This window comes from Caballeronia sp. NCF2 (assembly GCF_023631205.1).
Taxonomy (GTDB): domain Bacteria; phylum Pseudomonadota; class Gammaproteobacteria; order Burkholderiales; family Burkholderiaceae; genus Caballeronia; species Caballeronia zhejiangensis.
The window spans coordinates 20,403-35,577 of sequence record NZ_JALQDN010000020.1 but is presented as its reverse complement, the minus strand read 5'-3'; the positions used below and the strand labels follow the sequence as shown (position 1 = coordinate 35,577).

The 15,175-nt window shown below is 63.5% G+C and carries 14 protein-coding genes and 3 tRNA genes; 10 read left to right on the top strand and 7 right to left on the bottom strand.

Annotated elements, in window-relative coordinates; translation table 11 throughout:
• Positions 1 to 37 precede the first annotated feature (37 nt).
• The 3 genes from NCS02_RS09995 (at position 38) to NCS02_RS09985 (ending at position 873) form a co-directional block, all read left to right on the top strand.
• Positions 38 to 113 (top strand) — tRNA-Gly (locus tag NCS02_RS09995).
• A 77-nt stretch (positions 114 to 190) separates the two neighbouring features.
• Positions 191 to 264: transfer RNA gene (locus NCS02_RS09990), tRNA-Cys, on the top strand.
• 114 nt (positions 265 to 378) lie between these two features.
• Entirely contained in the window at positions 379 to 873 is a 495-nt protein-coding gene (locus NCS02_RS09985) for a GNAT family N-acetyltransferase (RefSeq protein WP_250523036.1), read from the top strand.
• Here NCS02_RS09985 and NCS02_RS09980 read toward each other — a convergent pair.
• Both NCS02_RS09980 and NCS02_RS09975 read right to left on the bottom strand, forming a co-directional pair.
• On the bottom strand, positions 868 to 1,734 hold the full coding sequence (locus NCS02_RS09980; protein WP_250434951.1) for a cytochrome c oxidase assembly protein: 867 nt from the start codon (positions 1,732 to 1,734) through the stop codon (positions 868 to 870). The genes NCS02_RS09985 and NCS02_RS09980 overlap by 6 nt on opposite strands.
• Positions 1,735 to 1,736: 2 nt before the next feature.
• On the bottom strand, positions 1,737 to 2,351 hold the full coding sequence (locus NCS02_RS09975) for an SCO family protein (RefSeq protein ID WP_175980488.1): 615 nt from the start codon (positions 2,349 to 2,351) through the stop codon (positions 1,737 to 1,739).
• Positions 2,352 to 2,615: 264 nt separating this feature from the next.
• On the opposite strand from NCS02_RS09975, the gene otsB reads away from it, so the two are divergent.
• Positions 2,616 to 3,368 carry a trehalose-phosphatase gene (gene otsB, locus NCS02_RS09970; protein ID WP_008342064.1) on the top strand — a complete coding sequence of 251 codons (753 nt, stop codon included), beginning with the start codon at positions 2,616 to 2,618 and terminating at the stop codon, positions 3,366 to 3,368.
• Positions 3,365 to 4,744 carry an alpha,alpha-trehalose-phosphate synthase (UDP-forming) gene (gene otsA, locus NCS02_RS09965; protein WP_250523035.1) on the top strand — a complete coding sequence of 460 codons (1,380 nt, stop codon included), beginning with the start codon at positions 3,365 to 3,367 and terminating at the stop codon, positions 4,742 to 4,744. The genes otsB and otsA overlap by 4 nt, the downstream gene beginning before the upstream one ends.
• Positions 4,745 to 4,791: 47 nt before the next feature.
• Here the strand turns inward: otsA and NCS02_RS09960 are convergent, their stop codons facing one another.
• Positions 4,792 to 6,672: an ABC transporter ATP-binding protein gene (locus NCS02_RS09960; protein WP_235366332.1), complete on the bottom strand. Its 1,881-nt coding sequence runs from the start codon at positions 6,670 to 6,672 to the stop codon at positions 4,792 to 4,794.
• 837 nt (positions 6,673 to 7,509) lie between these two features.
• On the opposite strand from NCS02_RS09960, the gene NCS02_RS09955 reads away from it, so the two are divergent.
• From NCS02_RS09955 to NCS02_RS09945, 3 genes are all read left to right on the top strand, one after another.
• Entirely contained in the window at positions 7,510 to 8,574 is a 1,065-nt protein-coding gene (locus NCS02_RS09955; protein WP_008342061.1) for a glycosyltransferase family 4 protein, read from the top strand.
• Between the two features lie 221 nt (positions 8,575 to 8,795).
• Positions 8,796 to 9,623 carry a hypothetical protein gene (locus NCS02_RS09950; RefSeq protein ID WP_008342060.1) on the top strand — a complete coding sequence of 276 codons (828 nt, stop codon included), beginning with the start codon at positions 8,796 to 8,798 and terminating at the stop codon, positions 9,621 to 9,623.
• Between the two features lie 51 nt (positions 9,624 to 9,674).
• A complete protein-coding gene (locus NCS02_RS09945; RefSeq protein ID WP_034473512.1) occupies positions 9,675 to 10,148 on the top strand; it encodes a DUF2214 family protein in 474 nt (157 codons plus the stop codon).
• A gap of 93 nt (positions 10,149 to 10,241) precedes the next feature.
• Here the strand turns inward: NCS02_RS09945 and NCS02_RS09940 are convergent.
• From NCS02_RS09940 to NCS02_RS09925, 4 genes are all read right to left on the bottom strand, one after another.
• Positions 10,242 to 10,316: transfer RNA gene (locus tag NCS02_RS09940), tRNA-Val, on the bottom strand.
• 69 nt (positions 10,317 to 10,385) lie between these two features.
• Positions 10,386 to 11,123: a DNA polymerase III subunit epsilon gene (dnaQ, locus tag NCS02_RS09935; protein WP_008342055.1), complete on the bottom strand. Its 738-nt coding sequence runs from the start codon at positions 11,121 to 11,123 to the stop codon at positions 10,386 to 10,388.
• Positions 11,124 to 11,142: 19 nt separating this feature from the next.
• Positions 11,143 to 11,604 (bottom strand): ribonuclease HI, encoded by a 462-nt coding sequence (gene rnhA / locus NCS02_RS09930; RefSeq protein ID WP_008342054.1) that lies wholly within the window; start codon positions 11,602 to 11,604, stop codon positions 11,143 to 11,145.
• Positions 11,604 to 12,437 carry a class I SAM-dependent methyltransferase gene (locus tag NCS02_RS09925; RefSeq protein ID WP_008342053.1) on the bottom strand — a complete coding sequence of 278 codons (834 nt, stop codon included), beginning with the start codon at positions 12,435 to 12,437 and terminating at the stop codon, positions 11,604 to 11,606. The genes rnhA and NCS02_RS09925 overlap by 1 nt, the downstream gene beginning before the upstream one ends.
• 18 nt (positions 12,438 to 12,455) lie before the next feature.
• On the opposite strand from NCS02_RS09925, the gene gloB reads away from it, so the two are divergent.
• A complete protein-coding gene (gene gloB / locus NCS02_RS09920) occupies positions 12,456 to 13,307 on the top strand; it encodes a hydroxyacylglutathione hydrolase (protein ID WP_250523034.1) in 852 nt (283 codons plus the stop codon).
• 164 nt (positions 13,308 to 13,471) lie between these two features.
• Positions 13,472 to 15,118, top strand: coding sequence for a transglycosylase SLT domain-containing protein (locus NCS02_RS09915; protein ID WP_250523033.1), 1,647 nt, complete (start codon positions 13,472 to 13,474; stop codon positions 15,116 to 15,118).
• Positions 15,119 to 15,175: the final 57 nt, after the last annotated feature.

The window sequence follows — 15,175 nt, the reverse complement described above, 5'->3', positions numbered from 1 at the left end:
AAGAGCAAAAGAAAGCAGTGAAACAAAGCAGTAACACGCGGGAGTAGCTCAGTTGGTAGAGCGCAACCTTGCCAAGGTTGAGGTCGCGAGTTCGAGACTCGTCTCCCGCTCCAGTCAAAGGGGAAGCCAAGCTTCCCTTTTTGTTTGGTGGCTCAGCCGGTCAATTGCCGGTGGCACCAGAACCGCTTGTGGCGCGGTAGCAAAGCGGTTATGCAGCGGCCTGCAAAGCCGTTTAGACCGGTTCGACTCCGGTCCGCGCCTCCACTTGAAAAGCCCTGATCCGTCAGGGCTTTTTCTTTTTCGGAACGCCGGTAGCCACCGATTCTGCGTCCCGTGGCGGCACGGCATAATTGCAACGTTTCTGCCACACCTACTCCAATGACCGACTCACTCTCCCAACTCGAATGGCGCTGGAAGCGCTTCGACGATCTGTCGACGACCGAGGTCTACGACATGCTCGCGGCCCGTAGCGCCGTGTTCGTCGTCGAGCAGAATTGCGTGTATGGCGATATCGACGGCCTCGATGTCGACGCGTGGCATCTTCTCGCATATGGCGAAGGCGAGAAGCGCCCGGCGCTCGCGGGTTATCTGCGCGTGCTGTTGCCGGGTCATCCGGACGAGGGCGAGAAGGACGTGCGCATCGGCCGCGTGCTGACGACCGCGAAGTTTCGCGGCATGAAGCTCGGCAACGCGATGCTCGAACGCGCGCTCGAGCAGATCCTGAAGCAATGGCCCGATCAGCCGGTCAGCCTTCACGCACAGGCGCACTTGCAGCGCTTCTACGGCGCGTTCGGCTTCGTGCCGTCGTCGGGTGTGCATGACGAAGACGGCATTCCGCACGTCTGGATGCGCCGTCCCGGTTTTCCTTCATGACGCGCTGACGTTGACGGGCGCCGCGATCGCGACGCTGCGTTCCTTGATGAGCCGCGAGCGCGCCGACAGCCGCAGCCAGTGACGCAGCGCAATCAGCGCGCCGATCACGCTCATCATCGATCCGGGAATCCACAGCAACAGGCCGCCGATCTGCTGATCGCGCATCGGCGTGATCCAGGTGAACGCGCGGCCGCAAATCGAATAGATCGGATACAGCTCGTGCGGCGTGAAGAAGATGTACGCGCCGAGAATGATCTGCGGCGGAATCGCGGCGATCACGACGAGAATCCGTCTGCCGGGCGCGAGGCGCGCGGGCGGCGCGGGCCGCGGGTCGAGAATGAGCCACCAGAACAACAGGCCGTCGATCACCATGCTCCAGTTCATTACGCGATAGAGCCGGTAATCGAGCATCGCCTTGAAGTGGATCGGCGACAGCAGCCAGAAATAGATCAGCCCGACGAACAGCGCGACGGCGATCACGGGATTGAACACGACATCGCAAAAGACGCGCGCAATGCGCGTTTGCGCGGCCGGACGCAACCAGCGCTGCCGCCATCCGAACGGAATGCCCGCACGCAGCGCCGCGCCCGGATACGACAGCGCGATCAGAAACGGACCGAGATGATGCAGCACGAGATGCTGCAATCGATGCATGAAGAATTCGTGCTCGAAGAAGTAATCGAGCCGCGTGTGCAGCGCCACGTAAAGCGCGACGAGGCCGAACCAGAACGCGATGCGCCGCGACACCGACACGCGCGCATGCCGCGCCCCGCGCGCGAACAGAATCCCCGCGACGAGCACCGCGATCACGACCGTCGGCGACGGCTCCCACGGATCGAGCCAGTAAAGCAGCGTGCTCATCGTCAGGCGTCCTTTGCGTGGATCACGCGCTTCAGATCGGCCGCGATGGCGTCGATCGAATCGTGATCGGTCGCGAGCAGGCGCGCGTGACCGGCGGCATCGAAGATATAGACGGCCGAACTGTGCGTGACTTCATACGCGCCGTCCGGATCGCGCTTTTCCATCTGATACGCGACGCGATAACGCTGCGCGACTTTCTCGATCGCGCGATCCGTGCCGGTCAGGCCGACCGCGTGTTTGTCGTCGAAGGCGCGCACGTAGGAGCGCAAAAGCGCGGGCGTGTCGCGCGCCGGGTCGACCGAAACGAAGACGATGCGCGTCTCGTCCGCATCCGGCCCAACGCGTTGCAGCACTTGCATCAGGCGCGCCATCGTTTCCGGGCAGACATCGGGGCAATGCGTGTAGCCGAAGTAGACGAGCGTCGTCTTCCCGGCGAAGGACCGTCCGGTGACGCTCGCGCCGCCATCGTCGATGAGCGAGAAATCGAGATCCGGCAGATGGCCCGATACATCCGTCAGATGCCACGGCTCGGCGGGCTTCGAACAGGCGGCGAGGGCGCACAGCGAGAGAAGGGCGACGAGGCGCCGCGCGGGAAATTCGAGGAACGAAGCGTGCATCGGGAATGGCGTTGCAGGATGATTCGATTTGAACTTCGTCGCAAAATACACGCCTTTCACGCGTCTCCAGCGCATCATGTCGCTATCGGACTATTTTTGAGACGATTTGCCGCATGGTTCAAGCGCGCTGAAAGGCCGCACGTCGAAAGCTGAAAGTTCGGAGCTTTCTGAATTGAAAGCCTTCGCGCGGTAAGATTCGCACGCATTGCGTCGTCCGAAACGGACCGCGCGCCACATCACAGGCAAACCACAGGCCAAAGATCGATGCAAATTCTTCCCGATTCCCTGTCTCTTGCCGAGACCGCCTTTTTCTTCGATTTCGACGGCACGCTCGTCGAACTCGCCTCGACGCCCGATGGCATCTTCGTGCCGCGCTCGGTGCCCGACATCCTCGCCGCGTTGAGACGCGCGACCAACGGCGCGGTCGCGGTCGTATCGGGGCGCGGCATCGACAATATCGATTCGTTCCTGCAGATGGACGATCTGCCCGTCGCGGGCATGCACGGCGCGGAACGGCGCGATTCGAACGGCGATGTGCAGCGCATCGGCTTCAACGACGAGCGGCTCCTGCGCATGGAGCACGCGCTCGAGAAAGTCGTCAGCGCGAATCCGGGCATGCTGCTCGAAATCAAGGGCGCGGCGCTCGCGCTGCATTACCGCAATGCGCCCGACCGCGAGCCGGCGGCGCGCGCGGCGACGCAAAAGCTCGTCGCGGAATATGCCGATGCCTACGTGCTGCAGCCGGGCAAGATGGTCTACGAGATCAAGCCGAAGGACGTCGACAAGGGCCGCGCGGTGCGCGCGTACATGGGCGAGCCGCCGTTCACGGGGCGCAAGCCGGTGTTTATCGGCGACGATCTCACCGATGAAAAAGGTTTCGCGGTCGTGAACGAGTTCGATGGCCTGTCGATCAAGGTCGGCCCCGGCGATACGGTTGCGCGCGCGCGCATCGAATCGGTCGAGTTGCTGCTCGACTGGCTGCAAGTGATCGCGGGCACGGCGGGGAAGCACGCGTGAGCCGGCTGATCATCGTTTCGAATCGCGTCGCGCCGATTTCCGAAGGCGGGCCCGCGGCGGGCGGGCTTGCGGTCGGCGTCTACGACGCGCTCAAGGAAACCGGCGGCATGTGGTTCGGCTGGAGCGGGGACGTGCTCACGTCCGCACCTGAAGACATCAAGCTCGAAGAGCACGGACCGGTGACGTTCGCGACCATCGGACTCGTGCGGCGCGATTACGACCAGTACTATCGCGGCTTCTCGAATGCGACGCTCTGGCCCGCGTTTCACTATCGGCCGGACCTGATCGAGTTCGACCGGCACGAATACGACGGCTATTGCCGCGTGAATCGCTGGCTCGCGGCGCAGCTTGCGCCGCTGCTCAAGCCCGACGACGTGATCTGGGTGCACGACTATCACCTGATTCCGTTCGCGCAGGCGCTGCGCGCATTGGGCGTGAAGAATCGCATCGGCTTCTTTCTGCACATTCCGTTTCCGGCGTCGCAGATTCTGTTGAGCGTGCCGCGTCATCGCGAACTGGTCGAGGCGCTGTGCGCGTTCGATTTGCTCGGTTTTCAGACGGAGCCGGACCTGCGCGCGTTCTGCGATTACATCGAAACGGAAGCGGGCGGCGCGTTGCAGCGCGACGGCGCGAAGCCGGTCGCGATTCGCGCGTTCGGTCAGACGCTGCGTGCGGCGGCGTATCCGATCGGCGTCTATCCGGATGAAATCGCCGCGCTCGCGAAAGACGGCGAGCGCGGACGCGACGTGGAAATCGTCAAGTCGACGCTGCATCATCGCAAGCTCGTGATGAGCGTCGATCGTCTCGATTATTCGAAAGGGCTCGTCGAGCGTTTTCGCGCGTTCGAGCGGCTGATCGAACACGATCCGCAGCAGCGCAACAACGTGTCGTTCCTGCAGATCGCGCCGCCGACCCGCTCCGATGTCGATGCCTATCGCGACATCCGCTTGCAGCTCGAAGCGGAATCGGGCCGCATCAACGGCCGATACGCCGAACTCGACTGGACGCCGATTCGCTATATCCATCGTCAGTACGAGCGGCCGGTGCTCGCCGCGCTGTTCCGCGAGGCGCACGTGGGTCTCGTCACGCCGTTGCGCGACGGCATGAATCTCGTCGCGAAGGAATATGTGTCGGCGCAGAATCCGGACGATCCCGGCGTGCTCGTGCTGTCGCAATTCGCCGGCGCGGCGCGCGAGCTGACGGCCGCGCTCATCGTCAATCCGCTCGATATCGATGGCATGACCGATGCACTCGCCATCGCGCTCAGCATGCCTTTGAACGAGCGAAAAGCGCGTTACGAAGAGATGATGGCGCAATTGCGCGACAACAACGTCTCGGTGTGGCGCGACAACTTTCTGCGCGACCTCAAGACGTGAAAAAGGCCGCGTTCCTTTGGAAACGCGGCCTTTTTGCTTGATGACGCTTACGCCGGCTGCTTGTGCGGCGTCGCGACGATCGACGGCACCTTGCCGTGCTGCTTCGCCAGCAACTCGCGATACAGCCCCGGCCGCTCGCGCAATTCCTGCGGCGGGCCGTCGTCGATGACCTTGCCCGCGCTCATCACGATGATGCGGTCGAAATTCTGCAGCGTCGACAGACGGTGCGCGATCGCGATCACGGTGCGGCCGACCATCAGCCGGTCGAGCGCCTGCTGAATCGCTTCTTCCGATGCGCTGTCGAGCGCCGACGTCGCTTCGTCGAGCAGCAGAATCGGCGCGTTCTTCAGAATCGCGCGCGCGATCGCGATGCGCTGACGTTGACCGCCCGACAGCTTCACGCCGCGGTCGCCGACGATCGTGTCGAATCCTTCCGGCATCGCCTCGATGAAGTCCGTGCAGCGCGCCTCGCGGGCGGCGGCGAGCACTTCCTCGCGGCTCGCATCCGGACGTCCGTACGCGATGTTCTCGAACACGGTGCGATGGAACAGCGAAATATCCTGCGGCACGAGCGCGATCGCGTGGCGCAGGCTGTCCTGCGTGATCGCGCTGATATCCTGGCCGTCGATCTTGATGCTGCCCTTTTGCGGCTCGTAGAAGCGTTGCAGCAGCGCGAGCACGGTCGATTTGCCCGCGCCCGACTTGCCGATCAGCCCGACGCGCTGTCCCGGCTCGATATGCAGATAAAAATTGTCGAGAATCGGACGGCGGCGCGGATAGGCGAACGTCACGCCCTCGAAATCGACGCGCCCGCCTTGCGGCACGAGTTCCGTCGCGTCCGAGCGGTCCGGCATGCCGTGCGGCTCCAGCAGCGTCTGCACGGCTTCGGCGAGACGCGCGACGTGTTGCGTCACATCGACGAGCGCCACGGCCAAGTCGCGCGTGCCGTGCAGGATCGTGAAACCGAGCGAGCTGACGAGCACGATATCGCCCGACGTCGCGCGGCCTTGCGACCACAGCCACAGCGCCCAGCCGAGCAGGCCTGCGGAAAGGATCGCCGTGACGACCGCGTGGAACAGGCGCAGCTTTTCGAGGTACAGCAGACTCTGCTGACGCGCGACCATTTCGGCCTTGACGGTCGAACCGAAACGCTTCTGCTCGCGGAACGTCATGCCGAACGCGCGCACGAGCGCCATGTTGCCGATCACGTCGACGAGCTCGCCATCCACCGACGCCGCCTTCGACGCGAAACTGTGATGCCGCGCCGAGCCGCGCTTCGCGAGCCGGTACAGGATCAGCGCGAGGATCAGCGATGCGGTCATGAGACCGGCCGCCATCAGCGGATTGACGGAGACGATCATCACGATCGCGCCCAGCACCGCGATGCACGGCGGCAGGACGTTCCACGCCATCACGTTCTCGGAGGTGTAGATCGCGTTCGACGTCGCCGTGATCCGGCTCGCGAGCATGCCTGGCTGCTTCTCGGAGAAGTACGTCGGCGAGTGGCCGGACAGATACGAGAAGAGGTCCTTGCGCAAGTCGCCGGTAACGATCACGAAGACGTGCGCGCCGACCCAGCCGCCGACCCGCCACAGCAGGTTGTCGGCGGCGATCAGCCCGACCAGGATCATGAACGCGCCCCACAGCGGGCCGGGATGCCCGCGGCCTTGTCCGAGGACGTCGATCAGATGCTTGATCGCGTACTGCGAGGCGAGGGCGCAACCGACCGCGGCGAACACGCTGAAGAGCACGATGGCATGCGCGACGGGGTGACGGCGGATGTAGCGCATCAGGAACGCGAGCGGCCGATGCGCGTAGCTCGAAAGCTTCGCGTTGTGCGCGTTACGCTGGGAAACGGTGAGTTGGTCCAATGGTCTTTTTTGGTCGTAGAGCGGTTGAGCGTGTGTTGCGCCTTCGGGCAGTGCCATGCGCGGTGCGAGATGCGACTGCCGGCATGCGATGCGTCGCCCGATCCGGCGCGACTGACGTCAAGCGAGGCGACGCTGCGCCGTCTCCATCACTGGATTGTAGCCAGTATCGCGCTGCGGCATCGCGACTTCGGGCATGTGACGCTCGGCGCGTGTGGCCATCCGAACATCATCCACGGCAAAAATCGGGCGTCGCCTCAGCCTTTCGGCCGCCGGGCGCGCGGCTGACGGCATGGGCGCGCATTGTAAGCACATTGCACGACTTTTTGCGATGGAACGCTCGTCTGAAGGATCTGCGCCAATCGCGCCAGCGAACACAAAAGCACGTGTCGCGCCCGATAACGGAACCGATGCCGCAATCCGGCCTACGCGGCGGGTCAGACGGCGCGGAGTGCGTGCTGCCGCCCGGGCATCGTCAAAGCCCGTGCTCAAATGTAGAACAACCTTAATAAACAGTGGTTTGCAAAGTGTATCCCCCTTGTAACAAGGTAAATAAGTTGAAATGACTGCCGGCGCCGCTCTGGAAAAAACTCCATAATCCGATCCGGGTTTGCCCTTAGGCCATCGACAGGTTTTTGCAAGTTCGCGTCAACCGCCGCAGCAGATACGCGTTAATTGCTGGCGCGCGGCGATTTTGAGATATGGAACCGCAATTGCTAGATCGAATCGCCTGCGCGACGAACCGGTGATCAGCGACCCCGCTTTTTCACTCGAGCATCAGCCTTTGCGCCGCGGCCGCCGCGCGCCGCGGAAAGCTTCGCCCGAGCCGAGCGATTCGCTTTCCAACGTCAACATGACAGCAGTACTTGCCTGATTCTTTATTAGGAGTTTCACGACATGCGAATCGCTCAAATCGCGCCCCTCCACGAGGCTGTTCCGCCGAAGCTGTATGGCGGCACGGAACGCGTGGTGTCTTATCTGACCGAGGCACTCGTGGATGCTGGACACGACGTCACGCTCTTCGCGAGCGGCGATTCGCAGACGTCCGCGAAGCTCGAGGCATTCTGGCCGCAGGCGCTGCGCCTCGACCCGACGATCCGCGACACGATGGCGCCGCATATGCTGCTGCTCGAAGAAGTCCGCCGCCGCGCCGACGAGTTCGACGTGCTGCATTTCCACATCGACTATTACCCGTTCTCGCTGTTCGCGCGCCAGCCGGTGCCGTTCCTGACGACGATGCACGGCCGTCTCGATCTGCCCGAACTGCAGCCGATCTTCAACACGTTCAACGACGTGCCGGTCATCTCGATTTCGGACAACCAGCGTCAGCCGCTGCCGCAGGCGCACTGGCTCTCGACGGTGTATCACGGTCTGCCGGAAAACCTGTTGAAGCCGATCCCGAACGTGAAGCCCGGCTATCTCGCGTTCCTCGGCCGCATCTCGCCGGAAAAGCGCGTCGACCGCGCGATCCGCATCGCGCAGGCGGCGGGCATGAAGATCAAGATCGCGGCGAAGCTCGACAAGGCCGACCGCGCCTACTACGAAGAAGAGATCAAGCCGCTCTTCGCGCTGCCGCACGTCGAGTACATCGGCGAAATCAGCGAAGCGGAGAAGACCGAGTTCCTCGGCAACGCCCACGCGCTGCTGTTCCCGATCGACTGGCCGGAGCCCTTCGGCCTCGTGATGATCGAAGCAATGGCCTGCGGTACGCCGGTGATCGCGTTCAACCGCGGCTCGGTGCCGGAAGTGATCGAGAACGGCGTGTCGGGCTTCGTCGTCGAAGATGAACTTTCGGCGATCGCCGCCGTGAAGCGCCTCGATCAACTGCCCCGCGAAAAGGTTCGCGCCGCGTTCGAGCAGCGTTTCTCGTCGAAGGTCATGGCCGCGAACTACGTCAACGTGTATGAAGAACTGCTGCGCCAGAAGCGCCGCACGGTTCTGCGCGAAGTCAACGCGAGCTAAGCAAGTCTTGCCGCTTCGCCGCGGCATGAGTTGAAAAACGACGCCCCGCGTGCCTCAAGGCACGCGGGGCGTTGTCGTAATAGCACATTCAGGCATGCCTTTCGCGCGACAGACCGCGCTGCAGATGTGAAACCTCTGACGACATCCGTAATCTCCCTATAATGACCGGGCTTCGCGATGCGCGGAGCGGCATGCATCGCACGTGGACAGGAGCGTTTCTTTTGGCGAGACCCAAGCAAATCAGCGCGAACCCGGCGCCGGGCGCCGGCACTGTGTTCGCATTGCGCGCCATCGGGCTGGTGCTCGCGGCGCGCTGGGCGTTCTCGATGTCCGAGATGGGCTATCTGTCCTCGCTGCGCGCGATGACGTCGTCGCCGTGGGCGTGCGTGAACCTCGTCCTGATCTTTCTTCTGATCGTGCTGCCGGGCGCGAAGGCGCGCACGGAGCGGCCGCTGCATCCGCTGCCGCAATGGCTGCGGCAGGCGTTGCGCTTCATTGCGCTGCTGGCTTTCGGCTTCGCGATGTTTTCCGTCGGCGCGTTCGTCTGGAGTTCCGGATGGCGGCGCTTCACGCAGGCGCTCGCCGAGACCAACGGCTGGCTGCTCGTCGGGCCGGCGCTTTATGCCATCGTCATGTGGATCTGCCGTCCGCGCGCGCTCTGGCGCACGAATATCGCGGCGCGGCGCTTCGCGATCGGGCGCTATGCGCTCTCGCTCGATCCCGTCACGCGTACCGCCGTCGTATGGGCGGAAAGCCGCAAGCTCGGCCAGTACGACGCGCGCGAGCTGTCGGTGAAATGGCCGGAGCCGGCGGAGACGTCGCCGTCGACGAGCATGCTCGCGCCGGCGACCGAGCCCGCCGCGCCTGCTATCCGCGCGAGCGGGGAAGTGCGGCACGGCCTGTTCGCGCGCCGGCCGAAAGTCGAATTGTTGTGGGACTCGCCGGCCGCGGCCGGGCACAATCGCACCACCGTGTTCCGCGCGCCGCTCGCGAGCGAAGGCGACCGCAACGCGGCGCGCGCGCTCGATGCGACGCTGCGTCAGGTCTGATCTAGCCGAAATTGCCGTACACGTCGTTCCTGTCTCTTCAGGGAGGAAAGGATGCTGATACGTTGGTTGCTGGCCGCGCTTCATCTTCTTGCTTTCGGTTTCGCGCTCGGCTCGGTGCTCGCGCGCGCCCGCGCGTTGCGGCGTCTCGATCCCGCGGAATCCATTCAGGCGAACGAACTGCGCCTGCGTGACGTCTTTCGTTCGGATTCCGTGTGGGGCGTCACGGCGATCGTGCTGATCGTCACGGGCGTGACGCGCGCGTTCGGCGGATTCGAAAAGGGCGGCGCGTTCTATCTGCACGAGCCGCTTTTCCATCTGAAGATGACGGCGCTCGTCGTGATTCTGCTGATCGAAGTCTCACCGATGCTCGCGCTGATCCGCTGGCGCATCGCGCTCGCGCAGGGCGGGCCGATCGATCTCACGCGGGCGCGACGCTTCGCATGGCTGAGCGATCTCGAAGCCGGACTCGTCATGTTGATGGTGATCGCCGCGAGCGGCATGGCGCGCGGCGTGTGGGCGTCGTGATGCCCGTTTCACCGGCTGAAAATGAAAAAGGCCCAAGTCGTGAGACTTGGGCCTTTTGATCTTCGGTGCTTGTCTTTACCAACACCAGAATTCTGGTGGGTAGTACTGGGATCGAACCAGTGACCCCTGCCGTGTGAAGGCAGTGCTCTACCGCTGAGCTAACCACCCGAAGAGAGACGAGATTATGTCAGGCGTTTTTGATTTCGTCTAGTGCTTCGTTAAGCAAATTCGAAAAAATTACGCAGGAACGGCTTCCCCTTCGGCGGGAGCCGGTTCCGTGCGCCAGACGCTCGTGCCTTTCATCGCCTTGTCGAGATCGCTCAGCAGGGCTTCGTGCGCGGCGAGTTCGTCGGCGCTCGCGGCGATCACCGGCAGATCGAGATCGTCGAACGCGATGCGCGACGTCGAAACCGAGCCCGACGCGGGCTGATCGCCGAGCATGTCGATGACGAGGCTTTCCTGGCCGCGCGTCATCGCGAGATAGACCTCGGCGAGCAGCTCCGAGTCGAGCAGCGCGCCATGCAGCGTGCGATGCGCGTTGCTGATGCCGAAACGATCGCACAGCGCATCCAGCGAGTTGCGCTTGCCGGGGAACATCTGCTTGGCTTGCGCGAGCGAGTCGATCACGCCCGCGCACGTCTCGGCGATTTTCGGCAGCCCGAGCAGCGCGAATTCCATATCGAGAAAGCCGACGTCGAAGGGCGCGTTGTGGATGATCAACTCCGCGCCCGCGATGAAGTCGCGAAGTTGCGCGGCGATCTCCGCGAACTTCGGCTTGTCGCTCAGGAATTCGGTGGTGAGGCCGTGCACGGCGAGCGCGCCGGGATCGCTGTCGCGCTCCGGGTTCACGTAGAGGTGCAGGTTGTTGCCCGTCAGCCGGCGGTTGACCAGCTCGACGCAGCCGATTTCAATGATCCGGTCGCCCGTCCTCGCGTTCAGGCCGGTGGTTTCGGTGTCCAGTATCAGTTGGCGCATAAGTTGGCGTGCGTTTCGTTCAGTTGTCCGCAAGCGATGTCACGCCGCGATTGGCGAGCGCATCGGCGCGTTCGTTTTCGGGATGTCCGGCGTGGCCCTTGACCCAGCGCCATTCGATCTCATGCCGCGCGACGAGTTCGTCGAGGCGTTTCCATAGATCGGCGTTCTTGACGGGCGTCTTCGCGGCCGTCATCCAGTTCTTTTTCTTCCAGCCGTGAATCCATTCGCTGATGCCTTTCTGCACGTATTGCGAATCGGTGTGGATGATCGCGTGACACGGACGTTTCAACGCCTCGAGCGCGGAGATCACGGCCATCAGTTCCATGCGGTTGTTGGTGGTCGCGGCTTCGCCGCCGAACAGCTCCTTCTCCAGCGAGCCGAAACGCAGCAGCGCGCCCCAGCCGCCGGGTCCCGGATTGCCTTTGCAGGCGCCGTCCGTGTAGATGTCGATTACCTTGTTCGATGCGGATTCTTGAGTCATCAATGCTCTTTGCGAGTCTCGTTGCGCGTGTGCGGAGCGGCGACCGGAGCGAGGCCAGGCGCGAGCGCGGGTTTTTTGAGCTTGCGCGGACCGATGACGCGCATGCCGCGCACGCGTTTGACCGCCGTGATCATGTACGCCGCGCCGAAGATGGGCCACCAGCGATCGCCGGCGGCTTCCATGAATTGATAGCGTTGCAGCCATTTGTCCGTGACAAGCGGCGGACGATAGCAGCCGAAGCGCCCGCGTTCAAGGTCGAATCCGAGCAGCTTGATCCAGTCCTTGATGCGCGTGAACGCGATCATCTCGTGCGCCGATGGCACGAACGGCCGTCCCGCGACCTTGCCGAGCGACTGCCGCGCGCCCCACAAACTCAGCGAATTGAAGCCGAGGATGATCAACTGGCCTTCGGGCACCAGCACGCGTTCGGCTTCGCGCAGCAGGCGGTGCGGATCGGGCGAGAATTCGAGTGTGTGCGGCAGCACGAGCAAATCGACGCTCTGCGCTTCGAAAGGCAGGTCGAGCAGATCGCACCACACGGTGCTGCGGCCGTCGGGCGCGCTCGCCGCGGGAAGCGCGCTCACGCCGGGCGTCGTCGCGCGCGGCGGCGTGTACGGTGCGCTCGATGCGCTTTCGGCGTCGAGCACGAGCGCGCGCCCGGTCATGCGATTTTCGCGCAGCGCGTCGAGCTGCGGCATGCCGAGCTGCAGCGCGTGATAGCCGAAGATGTCGGACACGACGTGATCGAGCTGCGCCTGCTCCCATTCGAGCACGTAGCGCCCGGGCGCCGAGCTCGTCCAGGTGGGCCAGTCTATAATCGATCGGTCAGACATGTTCGGATTGCCGCATAGATGATCGCCATGAATTCGCTTGCCAAGAAATCGCCTGCCCAGGATGCACTCGATGCACTCGAATACGTGCCGGTCCCGGCATTCGAGGACAACTACATCTGGCTCGTGTCGGACTCGCGCGATGCGGTCGTGATCGACCCCGGCGACGCCGCGCCCGTCGAGGCCTATCTGGCCAAACGTGGTTGGCGGCTGACCGCTATTTTACTCACGCACCACCACCACGACCACGTCGGCGGCGTGAAAGCACTCATCGATAGCCGAACGGCAGAGGGTGGGATTCCCGTCTACGGCCCGGCTGGCGAGCGCATCGAGCATCTGACGCAGCGCGTCACCGGCGGCGACAGGGTGCGCATCGACAAGCCGGCGCTCGAACTCTCCGTGATCGACGTGCCGGGTCACACGGCCGGACACATCGCCTATTTCCAGGCGGGCGATCCGAACGGCACGCCGCATCTTTTCTGCGGCGACACGCTCTTCGCGAGCGGCTGCGGCCGTCTTTTCGAAGGCACGCCGCAGCAGATGCTCAGTTCGCTCGACGCGCTCGCCGCGCTACCGGACAACACCCAGGTTCACTGCGCGCACGAGTACACGCTGTCGAACATCAAGTTCGCACGCGCGTGCGAGCCGGACAACACCGCGCTGCTGCGCTGGAGCGAGGACGCGCAGGCGTTGCGCGCCGCCGGCAAGCCGACTTTGCCGACGACCATCGGCCACGAAAAAACGGTGAATCCGTTCCTGCGTGCGGACGTCTCGGCGATCCACGCAACGCTTGCGTCGCAATTCGGCGCGCCCGTTTCGGACCGGCTCGAAGCGTTTCGAATGATGCGCGGCTGGAAGGATAAGTTCCGCTAACCCGAACCTATTTGGGGCTAACTTCAACCGAAACGTTGGAATCGACGTTAGATGCAGGATTTTGCAGGGGTTTTGCGCGCATTCTTATTGACGTCTTAAGTGCTGTTCCGTACTATCGGCTGCAAATTTCCAAGCATCATCTTTTGGAAGCAGAGACGTTCTCCATGCGACTAACCCTTAGCGCGCTGTCCGTCCTGATGCTCGCCGCGTGCGCGAGCCAAGGACCTACGGCGTCAGATCCAATTACAGCAACAGCCAACTCCAACGCTTCGCCGCAACAAGTCGCCGACACGATTCGCCGCACCGCAGCAGCCAAGGAAACCATTAACGTCGACAAGACGCCCGTGACTTCGCTCGCGGGTTCGTCCGATCTCTGGAACCGCATCCGCGGCGGCTTTCAAATTCCCGATCTGCAAAGCGACCTCGTCGACATGCAGGTCAACTGGTACGCGCAACGCCCGGATTACGTCGAGCGCATGACCACGCGCTCGCAGAAGTATCTGTATCACATCGTCGAGGAACTCGAGCAGCGGCATATGCCGACCGAGCTCGCGCTCCTGCCGTTCATCGAATCGGCATACAGCCCGCAGGCGCTATCGGTCGCGAAGGCCGCGGGCATGTGGCAGTTCATGCCGGGCACCGGCCGCGATTACAACCTCAAGCAGAACATGTGGCAGGACGAGCGCCGCGACGTGCTCGCGTCGACGTCTGCCGCGCTCGACTACCTTTCGCGTCTGCACGACATGTTCGGCGACTGGCATCTCGCGCTTGCCGCGTACAACTGGGGCGAGGGCAACGTGCAGCGCGCGATCGCGCGCAACGAAGCGGCGGGCTTGCCGACCGACTACGAAAGCCTGCGCATGCCCAACGAGACGCGCAACTACGTGCCGAAGCTGCAGGCCGTGAAGAACATCGTGAGCAATCCGCAGATGTACGGTCTCACGTTGCCGGACATCCCGAATCACCCGTATTTCGTGACGGTCACGACCGCGCGCGACATCGACGTGACGATGGCCGCGAAGCTTGCCGGCATGAGCGTGGAAGAATTTCGCTCGCTGAATCCGTCGTTCTCGAAGCCGGTGATTCTCGGCGCGACCAATCCGCAGATTCTGCTGCCGTTCGATAACGCTGCTTCGTTTCAGCGCAACCTTTCGTCGTACTCGGGCGCGCTGTCGTCGTGGACGACGTACACCGTCACCGAGCGCGCGCGTCCGGCGGCGATCGCCGAAAAAATCGGCGTGGACGCTGACACGCTGATGTCCGTCAACCGCATTCCGGCGGGCATGCGCCTGAAGCCGGGCTCGACGATCGTCGTGCCCCGCACCGACGATGACGACGAAGACATCAGCGCCGACGTCGCGGCCAATGCGATGCTCGCAATCGAGCGCGACGTGCCCGACACGCGCCGGCTCGTCATCCGCGTGCGCCGCAAGCAGTCGATCGGCACGCTGGCAGACCGCTACAACGTTTCGCCGGCACAGTTGCGCGCATGGAACCGCACGCGCGGAGACATGTTCATGCCGGGGCAGGTGGTCGTGCTGCATGTGCCGTATGGCCGACCGGTTCCGGCCGAGCCGGGTCCGACGCGTGTGGAGACGGTGGCGGCGTCGAGCCGTTCATCGGGCGGCGTGTCGAAGATCGGCACGCGCGTACCTGAGCCGAAGACATCGCGCGGCGGCAAGACGAGTGCCCATACGTCGGGGAAGGTGACCAAGGTGTCGTCTTCTTCGGCATCGCATGCTGCAAAGCCTGCTGCCGCGGCCAAGACCGCGAAGCCGGCTGCCACGTCGAAGAGCAGCAAGAAGAAATAACGCACTCGGTTTTGCCGGCGCGATAACCCACGCCGTCACCAAGGTGACGGCGTGTTC

Bases quoted from the DNA above. Each gene is read 5' to 3' on its own strand.
- NCS02_RS09925 (WP_008342053.1), bottom strand. From the start codon at position 12,437: ATGTCTGACCGATCGATTATAGACTGGCCCACCTGGACGAGCTCGGCG.
- NCS02_RS09955 (WP_008342061.1), top strand. From the start codon at position 7,510: ATGCGAATCGCTCAAATCGCGCCCCTCCACGAGGCTGTTCCGCCGAAG.
- NCS02_RS09945 (WP_034473512.1), top strand. From the start codon at position 9,675: ATGCTGATACGTTGGTTGCTGGCCGCGCTTCATCTTCTTGCTTTCGGT.
- rnhA (WP_008342054.1), bottom strand. From the start codon at position 11,604: ATGACTCAAGAATCCGCATCGAACAAGGTAATCGACATCTACACGGAC.
- NCS02_RS09915 (WP_250523033.1), top strand. From the start codon at position 13,472: ATGCGACTAACCCTTAGCGCGCTGTCCGTCCTGATGCTCGCCGCGTGC.
- NCS02_RS09975 (WP_175980488.1), bottom strand. From the start codon at position 2,351: ATGCACGCTTCGTTCCTCGAATTTCCCGCGCGGCGCCTCGTCGCCCTT.
- otsB (WP_008342064.1), top strand. From the start codon at position 2,616: ATGCAAATTCTTCCCGATTCCCTGTCTCTTGCCGAGACCGCCTTTTTC.
- NCS02_RS09980 (WP_250434951.1), bottom strand. From the start codon at position 1,734: ATGAGCACGCTGCTTTACTGGCTCGATCCGTGGGAGCCGTCGCCGACG.
- NCS02_RS09985 (WP_250523036.1), top strand. From the start codon at position 379: ATGACCGACTCACTCTCCCAACTCGAATGGCGCTGGAAGCGCTTCGAC.
- NCS02_RS09960 (WP_235366332.1), bottom strand. From the start codon at position 6,672: ATGGCACTGCCCGAAGGCGCAACACACGCTCAACCGCTCTACGACCAA.
- dnaQ (WP_008342055.1), bottom strand. From the start codon at position 11,123: ATGCGCCAACTGATACTGGACACCGAAACCACCGGCCTGAACGCGAGG.
- gloB (WP_250523034.1), top strand. From the start codon at position 12,456: ATGATCGCCATGAATTCGCTTGCCAAGAAATCGCCTGCCCAGGATGCA.